The sequence below is a fragment of the Pseudomonas entomophila genome (genome assembly GCF_018417595.1).
Classification (GTDB): domain Bacteria; phylum Pseudomonadota; class Gammaproteobacteria; order Pseudomonadales; family Pseudomonadaceae; genus Aquipseudomonas; species Aquipseudomonas entomophila_C.
Map to the genome: position 1 here is coordinate 4,941,329 of NZ_CP070982.1, position 11,981 is coordinate 4,953,309.

At 66.4% G+C, this 11,981-nt stretch carries 12 protein-coding genes; 6 read left to right on the forward strand and 6 right to left on the reverse strand.

Translation table 11 applies throughout. The features are described from left to right. Positions 1-4: 4 nt before the first annotated feature. From JYG34_RS21595 to JYG34_RS21615, 5 genes are all read left to right on the forward strand, one after another. Positions 5-1,162, forward strand: a complete 1,158-nt coding sequence (locus JYG34_RS21595; RefSeq protein WP_213658255.1) for an alginate O-acetyltransferase — start codon at positions 5-7, stop codon at positions 1,160-1,162. A 20-nt stretch (positions 1,163-1,182) separates the two neighbouring features. Next, entirely contained in the window at positions 1,183-1,830 is a 648-nt protein-coding gene (locus JYG34_RS21600; protein WP_213658256.1) for an alginate O-acetyltransferase AlgF, read from the forward strand. Between the two features lie 35 nt (positions 1,831-1,865). After that, positions 1,866-3,320, forward strand: coding sequence for a mannose-1-phosphate guanylyltransferase/mannose-6-phosphate isomerase (locus JYG34_RS21605; RefSeq protein WP_213658257.1), 1,455 nt, complete (start codon positions 1,866-1,868; stop codon positions 3,318-3,320). A gap of 176 nt (positions 3,321-3,496) precedes the next feature. Continuing rightward, on the forward strand, positions 3,497-3,961 hold the full coding sequence (locus tag JYG34_RS21610; RefSeq protein WP_011535595.1) for a hypothetical protein: 465 nt from the start codon (positions 3,497-3,499) through the stop codon (positions 3,959-3,961). A gap of 134 nt (positions 3,962-4,095) precedes the next feature. Beyond that, the gene (locus JYG34_RS21615; protein ID WP_213658258.1) at positions 4,096-4,908 is read left to right on the forward strand and encodes an SDR family oxidoreductase; all 813 of its coding nucleotides are present in this window, start codon (positions 4,096-4,098) and stop codon (positions 4,906-4,908) included. Positions 4,909-5,040: 132 nt separating this feature from the next. Here the strand turns inward: JYG34_RS21615 and JYG34_RS21620 are convergent, their stop codons facing one another. From JYG34_RS21620 to JYG34_RS21635, 4 genes are all read right to left on the reverse strand, one after another. Continuing rightward, positions 5,041-6,477, reverse strand: a complete 1,437-nt coding sequence (locus tag JYG34_RS21620; protein ID WP_213658259.1) for an efflux transporter outer membrane subunit — start codon at positions 6,475-6,477, stop codon at positions 5,041-5,043. Beyond that, positions 6,474-7,535 carry an HlyD family secretion protein gene (locus JYG34_RS21625; protein ID WP_213658260.1) on the reverse strand — a complete coding sequence of 354 codons (1,062 nt, stop codon included), beginning with the start codon at positions 7,533-7,535 and terminating at the stop codon, positions 6,474-6,476. Before JYG34_RS21625 ends, JYG34_RS21620 begins: the two co-directional genes overlap by 4 nt. Positions 7,536-7,563: 28 nt before the next feature. Next, entirely contained in the window at positions 7,564-9,105 is a 1,542-nt protein-coding gene (locus JYG34_RS21630; RefSeq protein ID WP_213658261.1) for an MFS transporter, read from the reverse strand. Positions 9,106-9,375: 270 nt separating this feature from the next. Continuing rightward, positions 9,376-10,281 carry a LysR family transcriptional regulator gene (locus tag JYG34_RS21635; RefSeq protein WP_213658262.1) on the reverse strand — a complete coding sequence of 302 codons (906 nt, stop codon included), beginning with the start codon at positions 10,279-10,281 and terminating at the stop codon, positions 9,376-9,378. Between the two features lie 177 nt (positions 10,282-10,458). Between JYG34_RS21635 and JYG34_RS21640 the strand changes: the two genes are divergently transcribed. Further along, entirely contained in the window at positions 10,459-10,929 is a 471-nt protein-coding gene (locus JYG34_RS21640) for a universal stress protein (RefSeq protein WP_213658263.1), read from the forward strand. On the opposite strand, the gene JYG34_RS21645 is transcribed toward JYG34_RS21640, so the two are convergent. Both JYG34_RS21645 and JYG34_RS21650 read right to left on the reverse strand, forming a co-directional pair. Continuing rightward, positions 10,910-11,770: an efflux RND transporter periplasmic adaptor subunit gene (locus JYG34_RS21645; protein ID WP_213658264.1), complete on the reverse strand. Its 861-nt coding sequence runs from the start codon at positions 11,768-11,770 to the stop codon at positions 10,910-10,912. The two genes, JYG34_RS21640 and JYG34_RS21645, sit on opposite strands and share 20 nt — an antisense overlap. Before the next feature lie 10 nt (positions 11,771-11,780). Next, positions 11,781-11,981, reverse strand: coding sequence for a DUF1656 domain-containing protein (locus JYG34_RS21650; protein ID WP_008097766.1), 201 nt, complete (start codon positions 11,979-11,981; stop codon positions 11,781-11,783).

The window sequence follows — 11,981 nt, forward strand, 5'->3', positions numbered from 1 at the left end:
GACCATGAACCGGACACTTCGCATCACCTATTCACTGTCGTTCATGGGCCTGCTGGTCGGGCTCGGCGCCTGGTCGGTCGGCGGGCTGGACAGCTTCAGCCGCACCGGGCAGATGACCCTGCTCGACGGCAAGCTGGCCAAGGCCGCCGAAACCCACTACGACGAACAGTTCCCGATCAAGCGCGTCGGCACCAACCTGTGGGCCGCGCTGGACTACAAGCTGTTCAACGAAGGCCGCCCCGGCGTTGTGCTGGGCCGCGACCAGTGGCTGTTCAGCGACGAGGAGTTCAAGCCCACCGCCGGTGCCGAACAACAGATGCAGGACAACCTGGCGCTGGTGCGCGGCATCCGCGACGCTCTGGAGCGCCAGGGCACCGAGCTGGTGCTGGCGATCGTGCCAGCCAAGGCGCGCCTGTATGCCGAGTACCTCGGCAAGCAAACCCCGGCCAGCCTGCACGACCAGCTGTTCAACCAGTTCCACGCCCAGGCGCGCCAGGCCAACGTGTTCGCCCCCGACCTGCTGGCGCCGCTGGAGCAAGCCAAGGCCCGCGGCCAGGTGTTCCTGCGCACCGACACCCACTGGACGCCGATGGGCGCCGAGGTGGTGGCGCAGGCCATCGCCGAAGCGGTCAACCGCCAGCAGCTGCTCAGCGGCGAACCCCAGGCCTTCATCACCGAAGCCGGCGCCACGGCGCCTTACAAAGGCGACCTGACCAACTTCCTGCCGCTCGACCCGCTGTTCAGCAACCTGTTGCCGAGCCCGGACAACCTGCAGCAGCGCAAGACCCACCCGGTAGAGAGCGAAGGCGAAGCCGGCGACGCCCTGTTCGCCGAGAGCCGGATCCCGGTGGCGCTGGTGGGCACCAGCTACAGCGCCAACCCGCACTGGAACTTCCTCGGCGCCCTGCAGCAGGCCCTGCGCAGCGACGTCGCCAACTACGCCGAAGACGGCCACGGCCCGCTGCTGCCGATGCTCAAGTACCTGCAAAGCGACGCCTTCAAGCACACCCCGCCACAAGTCGTGGTGTGGGAATTCCCCGAACGTTATCTGCCAATGAAGAGCGATCTCGGCGCCTTCGATCCGCAGTGGATCGCGCAGCTGAAGAACGCCAGCAAGTCCGAAGCCAACCTGGCCCTGTCGTCCAACCGGACCGACCACTGAAGATAGAGAGGAACACGCACATGACCACCAAGACTCACATTGCCAAAGCCCTCACCCTCGCGGCGGGCCTGTCCCTGGCCTCGCTGCAGGCCTTCGCCGGCGCCGATGCCGCCCTCTACGGCCCGAGCGCACCGAAGGGTTCGACCTTCGTGCGCCTGTACAACGCCTCCGGCGCCCCCGCTGCCGCGTCGGTGGGCAACACTCAGATCAAGCAGGTCGGCGCCCAGGCCAGCAGCGACTTCAGCTTCCTGCCCGGTGGCGACTACACCGCCCAGGTGGGTGGCAAGAGCGTCCCGGTGCAACTTGCCGCCGACAAGTACTACACCCTGGTCAACAGCAGCGGCGGCAACCCGCAACTGATCGAGGAACCGCCGTTCAAGAACAAGCAGAAGGCCCTGGTGCGCGTGCAGAACCTGAGCGACCAGCCACTGACCCTGAAGACCGCCGACGGCAAGACCGAAGTGGTCAGCCCCGTGGCGGCCAAGGGCCGCGGCGAGCGCGAGATCAACCCGGTCAAGGTCAACCTGGCCCTGTACCAAGGCGACAAGAAAGTCGGCGACGTCAAACCCGTCGCCCTGGCGCGCGGCGAAGCCGCCGTGCTGTACGTCACCGGCTCCGGCAGCAGCCTGTCGCCGGTGTGGGTCACCCGTCCCGTAGCCACTAACTGATTCCTGCCTTTCACGACCCTTTTTGGAGAAACGACATGATCCCGGTAATTCTTTCTGGTGGTAGCGGTTCCCGTCTGTGGCCTCTGTCGCGCAAACAGTTCCCCAAGCAGTTCCTGGCCCTGACCGGCGAGCACACGCTGTTCCAGCAGACCATCGAGCGCCTGGTGTTCGAAGGCATGGACACCCCCATCGTGGTCTGCAACAAGGACCACAAGTTCATCGTCCAGGAACAGCTGAACGCGCTGAAGCTGGAAACCCAGGCGATCCTCATGGAGCCGTTCGGCCGCAACACCGCGCCGGCGGTGGCCATGACCGCGATGAAACTGGTCAACGAAGGCCGTGACGAACTGATGCTGGTGCTGCCGGCGGACCACGTGATCGAAGACCAGAAGGCCCTGCAACGCGCCCTGGCCCTGGCCACCGTGGCCGCCGAGCGCGGCGAGATGGTGCTGTTCGGCGTGCCGGCGACCAAGCCCGAAACCGGCTACGGCTACATCCGTTCCAGCCAGGACGCGCTGCTGCCCGAGGGCGTGGCGCGGGTCGCGCAATTCGTCGAGAAGCCTGACGAGAAACGTGCCAACGAGTTCGTCCACGCCGGTGGCTACTTCTGGAACAGCGGCATGTTCCTGTTCCGCGCCAGCCGCTTCCTCGAAGAGCTGAAGAAGCACGACCCGGACATCTACGACACCTGCCTGCTGGCCCTGGAACGCAGCGACGAGGCCGGCGATGTGCTGAGCATCGACGCAGCCACCTTCGCCTGCTGCCCGGACAACTCCATCGACTACGCGGTGATGGAGAAGACCCAGCGCGCCTGCGTGGTGCCGCTGTCCGCCGGCTGGAGCGACGTGGGCTGCTGGTCGTCGCTGTGGGACGTGCACGAAAAAGATGACAACGGCAACGTCACCAAGGGCGACGTAGTGGTGCAGGACAGCCGCAACTGCATGATCCACGGCAACGGCAAGCTGGTGTCGGTGATCGGTTTGGAGAACATCGTGGTGGTCGAGACCAAGGACGCCATGATGATCGCCCACAAAGACAAGGTTCAGGGGGTCAAGCAACTGGTCAGCACCCTCGACGCCCAGGGCCGCACGGAAACCCAGAACCACCTGGAGGTGTACCGCCCGTGGGGCTCGTACGACTCGGTGGACATGGGCGGGCGCTTCCAGGTCAAGCACATCACCGTCAAGCCGGGCGCCAGCCTGTCGCTGCAGATGCACCACCACCGCGCCGAGCACTGGATCGTGGTGAGCGGCACGGCGGAGGTGACCTGCGACGAGAACGTGTTCCTGCTCACCGAGAACCAGTCCACCTACATCCCCATCGCCTCGGTGCACCGCCTGCGCAACCCGGGCAAGATCCCGCTGGAGATCATCGAGGTACAGTCCGGGAGCTACCTGGGCGAGGATGATATCGAGCGCTTCGAGGATGTGTACGGACGCACTTCGACGCCGGTGGAGCGTGGGGTTTCGGTGAAAACCATCGCGCAGTGAGGCATCGGGACCGCCTTGCGGTCCATCGCGGCACAAGGTCGCTCCTACAGGGTATTGCGGCACCTTTGTAGGAGCGGCCTTGTGCCGTGAAAGGAGGGCAAAGCCCTCCTGCTTTTGAGACATCCCCCATTTCCCGCTAGGATGAGCAAATCACTGCCATCAAGGCCTGCCTCACCATGATCATCGGCGCCCTGCTCGTCCTCACCTGGCTGGTCCTGCTGTTGCGCTACCCCTCCAAAGCCCTGCCCATCTCGCTAGCGGCCGTATGCGGCCTGGGCCTGGTGGCCCTCGGGGTGGCCTGGCAGGACACCCGCGAAGCCTCGCAACTGGCGCGCCTGGACATCCGCCTCAGCTACGCCCCCGACCAGTGCCCCGCCGACCGCGCCCTGCAAGTGCACATGAAGAACGGCAACCAGGCCCCGCTCACCGAACTGCGCTGGCGCGTCGGCGCCTACGCGCCGGGCGACACCGTGAACCTCGCCGAGAACGCCTACAGCGCTCCGCGTTATCGCGGGCCGGGCGACCTGCAGCCGGGCGGCGAGTGGCGCGACTGCTTGCCGCTGCCACCGCTGCGTTCAGGGTATCGGCCGCAGAACCTGGAGTTCCGTGCCGAGCACCTGCAAGGTACATTCGCCAATTGATTCGTTGCCTGATCCGGCTTGTTCGCGGGTAACCCCACCCCTACAGGCATCACCACAACCCTGTGGGAGCGGGTTTACCCGCGAAGAGGCCGGCACAAGCGCCCCATTCTTTTTATCGATCACAGGCCTCTCACATGCCCACCGTATTGATCACCGGTTGTTCCAGCGGCATCGGCCGCGCCCTGGCCGACGCCTTCCGCGATGCCGGCCATGAAGTCTGGGCCACCGCCCGCAAAGCACAGGATGTCGAACAACTGGCCGCCGCCGGGTTCAATGCCCGGCAACTGGATGTGAACGACGCCACCGCCCTCGCCTGCCTGGCCGAGGAACTGCAACACCTCGACATCCTGATCAACAATGCCGGCTACGGCGCCATGGGCCCGCTGTTGGACGGTGGTGTCGAAGCCATGCGCCAACAGTTCGAGACCAACGTCTTTGCCTTGGTCGGCGTAACCCGCGCGCTGTTCCCGCTGCTGCGCCGCGCCCGTGGGCTGGTGGTGAACATCGGCAGTGTCTCCGGTGTGCTGGTGACACCGTTCGCCGGCGCCTACTGCGCTTCGAAAGCGGCCGTGCACGGGCTGAGCGACGCCCTGCGCCTGGAGCTGTCGCCGTTTGGCGTCCGGGTGATGGAAGTGCAGCCGGGCGCGATCGCCTCGCAATTCGCCAGCAATGCGCAGCAGCAGGCCGAGCAGGTGCTGGCGGCCGACTCGCCGTGGTGGCCTTTGCGTGAGCAGGTGCAGGCGCGGGCTCGGGCGTCGCAGGATCGGCCGACGCCAGCGGCAGCGTTTGCCCAGGGGTTGCTGGCGGCGACGCGCAAGTCGCCGACGCCTGCTTTGGTGCGGTTGGGCAATGGCAGCACGGCCTTGCCGTTGATGGCCCGGCTGTTGCCGCAGCGCTTGCTGGATTGGGTGTTGCGCAAGCGTTTCGGGTTATTGCGGCCGCTGTGAACAGGACGGCGAACGATCTGTAGGAGCGGCTTCAGCCGCGATGCAGGCAACGCGGTGCCTGGCACCCGTTTCGCAGGTGATCGCGGCTAAAGCCGCTCCTACAGAGGTCGTATCAGGGTTGAGCGGCCCCGCTCAAACCTGGTCGAACGCCTGCCAGCCGCCACCCAGCGCCTTGTAAAGCCCCACCAGCGCCTGCGACACCGCCGCCGAACTGTCGATCCACTGCTCCTCGCTGGCCAGCAGCGCCGACTGCACCGTCAGCACATTGAGAAAGTCCACCGCCCCTTCCACGTACTGACGCTGCGCGGTCTCCAGCGCAATACGGTTCTGCCGCACCGCCTCGGCCAGGTGATCGCGACGCAGCTGGCTGGCGTTGTACAGCCGCAGCACATCATCGATCTCATGCCAGGCACCGAGCACCACCTTGCGGTAGTTCAGCGCTGCCTCCTGCTGCTGCGCCTCGCGCAACTCCAACGTACCCTTGAGCCGCCCCCCTTCGAAGATCGGCAGCGAAAACTGCGGCCCGAAGGCAAACCTTCGCGAGTCCCAGGCACCGAAATCGGACAGTTGCATGGCCTGGAAACCGACGCTGCCGGACAGCCGGATGCTCGGGTAGAAATCAGCCTTGGCCACGCCGATGCTGGCGGTGGCCGCATGCAACCGCGCTTCGGCCTGGCGGATATCCGGCCGGCGTTCGGCCAGTTCCGATGGCACGCCAATGGCGAACCGCTGCCGAGGCGCAGGCAACTCACCGGTCTGCAACAACTCGCCCTGCAAGCTGCGTGGCGGTTCGGCGGCCAGCAGGCTCAACGCGTTGATCAGGTCATCGCGGCGGGCTTCGAGCGTCGGCAGGCGCGCCTCGATCGAGGCCACCTGGGCGCTGGCCTGGGCCACATCCAAACGCGTGGCAACACCTTCGGCCTGACGGTCCTCGGACAGTTTCAAGCTGTGTCGGGCAACGTTGAGGTTGTCCTGTGTCACGTCCAGCGTGTGCTGCACGGCACGCAGCTGGATGTAGTTGCCTGCCGTCTCCGAGAGCAACGCCAGCAGCACGCCACGACGGTCGTTCTCGGCGACCTCGACCGTGGCGTCGGCGGCCTCGACCTGACGGCGCACGCGCCCCCACAGGTCCAGCTCCCAGCCAGCCACCAGGTCGCCCTGCCACAGGTTGTACGCTGACTTGCCGGCCTTGCCGGATGGGTCGTTCAACCCTTCGGCGCTGTTGCGCGCACGGCTGTAGCCGGCGTTCACATCCACCGACGGCGCCTCGTCGGCGGCCACGGTGCTGCGCAGGGCACGGCTCTGCAGCAGGCGCGCGCTGGCCATGCGCAGGTCGAGGTTGCGCTCGGTGACTTTCTGGATCAGCGCGCTCAGCCGTGGGTCGTGAAAACTGTCCCACCAGCGCAACTCCAGAGGTTCGCTCGACGGTTGGCTGGCCGCCGCCTCGCCTTGCAGCGCGGCCCAGTCCTTCGGCGCCTCGCTGTCCGGGCGCTGGAAGTCCGGCCCGAGGGTGCAGCCGGCCAGCAGCACGGCCAGCAACAGGGGGCTCAAACGTGTGACCGATCTCATCGCACAGTCACCTCTTTGCCCGCCAGCCTGTCACCCTGGGTGTCGATGGTCGCCTCCACCGACATGCCCACGCGCAGGCGTTCGAGCAGCGGCTGACCGTCAGCGAAGACAATCTTCACCGGAATGCGCTGCACCACCTTGGTGAAGTTGCCGGTGGCGTTGTCCGGTTTCACCGCGGCGAAGGTCACGCCGGTGGCCGGGGCGATGCTCTCGACATGGCCCTGGAGTTTCTCGCCGGAGAAGGTATCGACCGTGATGCTCACCGGCTGGCCCGGCTGCACATGGGTCAGCTGGGTTTCCTGGAAGTTGCCGACGATGTAGGCATGGGCCAGCGGCACCACCGACAACAGGCGCGCCCCCGGATTGACGTAGGCACCGACGCGCAAGGCGCGCTCGCCGACCATGCCGTCCACCGGTGCGGTGATGCGGGTGTAGGACAGGTCGAGCTGTGCCTTTTCCAGCCCCGCCTCGGCCCGCTTGAGCTGCCCGTCGGCACTGGCCACCTGGGCCTGGAGAATGTCCACCTGCTTGCGCGTGGCCACCAGCGCCGCCTGGGTGTTGGCCAGGCGCGCGCGGGCCTGGTCGACCCGGCTGCGCGCCTGCTGGGCGTTCTGCACGGTGCCGGCGCCCTGCTCGGCCAGGCGGCCGTAGCGGGTCACTTCATGGTCGGCGAAGGCCGCCTCGGCCTGGGCCGCCTTCACCGCGGCCTCGGCCTGGGCGATCAGCGCGGCCTGGCGCTCGAGGGTGGCGCGGGCATCCAGGCTCTGGGCCTTGGCCACCAGCAACTGGGCCTGGGCGGCGTCGAGGGCGGCCTGGTAGTCGCGCGCATCGATGGTTGCCAGCAACTGGCCGGCCTTCACCTGCTGGTTGTCTTCCACCAGCACCTCCTTGACGAAGCCGGCTACCTTCGGCGCGACCACGGTGTAGTCGGCGGTCACGTAGGCGTCATTGGTACGTTGCCGATGATCACTGCCGAACAGCCAGGGCCCGAGGGTGGCGGCCAGCACGGCGACGGCGAGCACCGAGCCGATGAGGAGTGTCTTGCGCTTGTTGGTCATTTTCGGTTTCTCGAATTCAGCCACGGGCTCAGGCCACCGCACGCGGTGGGTAGATCCGGGTAGGCACGAAGGGGATCAGGCAGATCAGGGCGATGGCGAAGCACGCCATCACCAGGTACAGGTCGGCCGAGGTCAGCACCAGGGCCTGTTCATGGATGCGCCTGGCCAGGCCAGCGGCGCTGTCGTCGACCAGGGGCGCGTTGCCCAGGCTGTCGACCAGGTGGTTGGAATGGAAATGCCGGCGCACGGTGCCCAAGGCATCGAGCAGGCCACCGGCGATCACCGCCGACAAACCCTTGACCGTGTTGAACCAGGCGGAGGCGAACGGCCCTTCCTGCGGGGTCATGCCGTTGGTGGAGAGCATCAGCAGCGGCAGCACCGCCATCGGCTGGCCGAACACCTGCAGCAGGTAGAACGGGTAGAAATCGCCACGGATCCACTGCGAGGTCAGCAGGCTGCTGCCCACGCACGAGGCCGCCAGCATCGCCAGGCCGGTGGCCAGTACCCAGCGGCAGTCCACCGCGCGGATGTTGCACAGTGCCGCGGTCAACGGCAAAGCGATCAGTTGCGGCATGGCCACCAGCATCATCAGCGGGCTGGTCTGCGCCGGGCGGTAGCCCTGGATCTGCGCCAGGTACGCCGACGGGATGCTGCCCACGCCCGACAGCACGATCAGCACGCCGGCCAGGGTCAGCAGGGCGAAGCTCAGGTTGCGCCGGGTCAGCATGCGCAGCTGGAAGAACGGCAGTGGCTCGGACCACTCGTTGTACAGGAACAGCACCAGCAACAGCAGGCCACCGCCGAGCAGCCAGCAGATCAATGGTGAATCGAACCAGCCCCAGCGGTCGCCCAGCGACAGCCCGAGGACGATGCCGCTGATCGCCGGCAGGCCGAGCAGCACGCCGCGCCAGTCGAACTGCTTGAAACGCTCCAGGCGCAACGGGTCCTGGGGCAGGCCCCAGCCGACGCAGAAGATCGCCAGCAGCGACGGCAGGATGATCTGCCAGAACGCCCACTGCCAACCGACGTACTCGGTCCACAGGCCCGCCAGCGGCGTGCCGAGGTTGGGCCCGAAGGTGGCGGTCAGGGCATAGCAGGCCAGGCCATAGACCTTGATGCCCGGCGGCAGGAAGCGCAGCGCCACGCTCATCAGCATCGGTGGCAAGGCGCCCGAGGCGAAACCTTGCAGCACGCGCAGCAGCATCAGGCTGTGCAGGTCGGGGGCGAAGGGCTGGATCAGGCCCAGCACGGCGAACAGGCCGACAGCGCTCATGGTGAAGCGGCGCAACGAGAAGGTGGTGGCCAGCCAGGGCGCGAAGGCCATGGCCGAGACCGAGGCGGCGCTGTACACCGCCAGCAGCCAGGCCCCCTCGTCGGCGCCGATGCCCATGGCGCCGCGGATGTCGCCCAGGGAAATCTTGGTCACCGCCTCGTTGAGCCCGGCGCACAGCACCGCCAGCAACACGCCGAACAGCCCCACCACCACCCGCAGGCCGAATGCCGTCTGCGCAGGGGCGGCCGGCGCGGGAGCGGCGGCCAGCGCGGCGGAAGGCGCGGTCAGGGAATTCATGGGTAGACATCTCCAGCAACAAATTCAGGGCTGGGAGAAGTCTAAGAAGGTCGAATGCTGACGAAAACTGACTTGTCGGCAGGTTTATGTTGCGTCAGACGCAATCGTCAGGATATCTGCGGTGCCTGCCTGTAGGAGCGGCTTTAGCCGCGAATGGGCCGCAACGCGGCCCCGGCGATCATTGCATCAACGCTGAAATCCTGGGGCTGCCATGCAGCCCTTTCGCGGCTTAAGCCGCTCCTACAGGGCCCTGCAAGTCTCAAGTGATACTCAAGGCTCACTCGCGCAGCAGGCGCGCATGGTCTGGCGCAACCAGCGGTGCGCCGGGTCGTTGTCGAAGCGTGGGTGCCAGGCCTGCATCACCCGTACTTTCTCCAACGGCACCGGAATTTCGAACGAACGCAGCGGCAGGCCGAACTTCTTCACGCTGCCCAGGATGTTCGCCGGCATCGGCAGGATCAAATCCGATTCGGGCAGCGAGAACATCGCCGAATGGAAACTCGGCGTGATCAACGCCACCCGCCGCTGCACGCCATGGCTGCCCAGTTCCACGTCGATCGGCCCGTTGGCCCGCCCGCGCCGCGACACGCTGATCTGCGGGTACAGGGCAAAACGCTCCGGGGTGATCGCAGCGTCGAAGATCGGGTGGTCCGCCCGCGCCAGCCCGACGAACCAGGTGTCGAACAGGCTCTGCACCTTGATCTCTGGCCCCAGCTCGATGCTCGAGCTGACCACCAGGTCGATCTGCCCATGGCGCAGTACCAGGTCGTCGTCGCCCTGGTGCTCGGGGACGAAGCGCAGCACGGTATTCGGCGCCTGAGCGAGCATCATGTGCAGCAGGCGAGCGCCATAGAGGGCGATGAACAGGTCGTTGGTGCGAATGTTGAAAGCACGGTCGAGGTTCGGCAGGTCGACCTCGTCGCCGCTGCGGAACACCAGCCCGGCCTGTTCCACCAGCGCCCGCACCTGGTCGCGCAGGGCCAGCGCCCGGGGCGTCGGCACCAGGCCACGGCCGGCGCGCACCAGGATCGGGTCGCCCATGGCCTCGCGGATGCGCCCGAGGGTGCGGCTCATGGCTGCCGGGCTCAAGTTCATGCGCTGGGCGGCGCCGACCACGCTGCCCTCATCGAGCAGGGCATCGAGGGCGACGAGCAGGTTCATGTCCGGGAGTTGCATGGCCGTTTTCCGTGACAGCTGTGGGAAACGCGATGGTATCAGGTTGCTGGATTGCGTCAGGCGCAATGGCACCGTGCGTGGGGGGCCATTTATTCGAGCGTGGAATGCATCAAGAATGGCGTGGCCCTCTTCGCGGGCACAGCCAGCACACCCGCCAGCCCTGTTCAAGGAATCCCCATGCCCCGCCCGGTCCTGATCGCCATCGACGCCTCCCCCGCCAGCCACACCCTGCTCGACCTCGCCCGCCGCTACTGCCGCCCGGGCGAACACACCCTGCACGTGCTACTGGCCATCGACCCGACCTTCGCCGTGCACGGCCACCCCAGCGCCTATACCGAAGAAGAGCAGGAAGAGTACCCCGCCGCCTGCGATGAACAGCAACTGGCCGAACGCGCTGTGGCAAGCGCCGTGCACACCCTGCGCGAAGCCGGGTTCGACAGCCTGGGCTGCCTGGTTGCCGATCAGCCGGTGGAGGCCATCATCGCCAAGGCTGGGGAACTGGAGTGCGAGCTGGTCATCATGGGCCACCGCCACCTGTCGCGGCTGGGGCGGCTGCTGGATCCGTCGATCAGTGCCAAGGTGATCGACCGGATCGATGTGCCGGTATTGGTAGGTGCCGCGGTCAGCATCAGCCCTCGCTTGGTTTGACCACCACCGTGCACGTGGTCCCGGCCGCCAGCAGGAACCCCTCCGGCACCTCGTCGATGTGAATCCGCACCGGCACCCGCTGCGCCAGCCGCACCCAGTTGAAGGTCGGGTTCACATCGGCGATCAGCTCGCGGCTTTGCGGGTTGTCGCGGTCGTAGATACCCCGGGCGATGCTCTCCACATGCCCTTTGATGCGCTCGCCGCTCATCATCTGCAACTCGGCCACATCACCCACTTTCACATGGGGCAGCTTGGTCTCCTCGAAGAAGCCATACACCCAGAACGACTGCTCATCCACCACCGCCATCACCGCCTCGCCGGTGCGGGCGTAGTCACCCTTGTGGATATTCAGGTTGGTCACGTAGCCATCGACGGTGGCGACGATCTGCGTGCGTTTGAGGTTCAGCTCGGCGGCGGCCAGCTGGGCCTGGGCGTGCTGGTAGTCGGCCAGCGCCGAGTCGGCGATGTTGCTGGCGTCGTCGCGGTTCTCCTTCGAGATCACCAGGTTGTCCATATCGGCACGGCGCTTGGCGTTGACCTTGCGCATCTCCCAGGTGGCCTTGCGCGAAGCCACCAGTGCCTTGGCCTGGTCCACCGCCAGTTGGTAGTGCTCGGGGTCGATGCGGATCAGCACATCGCCCTTCTTCACCCGCTGGTTATCCTTGACCGGCACATCCACCACATAGCCCGGCACGTCGGCGGCGACGTTGATGATATCGGCGCGCACCCGGCCGTCGCGGGTCCACGGCGTGGTCATGTAGTGCAGCCACAACTGGCGGCCAATCACCACGGCAGCGCTCAGCACCAGCAGGGTGGCGATCAGGCTGAAGAACTTTTTCATCGAAGGATTCTCACCAGTAGAGCGACAGCGCCAGGGCGCCGAACAGGCAGACGAACAGGCTCAGGCGCAGCAGCGCCGGGTGCCAGAAGAAGCGATAACCATCATGGCTGGCGATGAACCGGTCCAGGCCCCAGGCCAGGCCCAGGGCGAACAGGAACATCAAGGTCATGGTGGGCATGTACACGCCATGGAAGGCGATCTCACGGGGCAT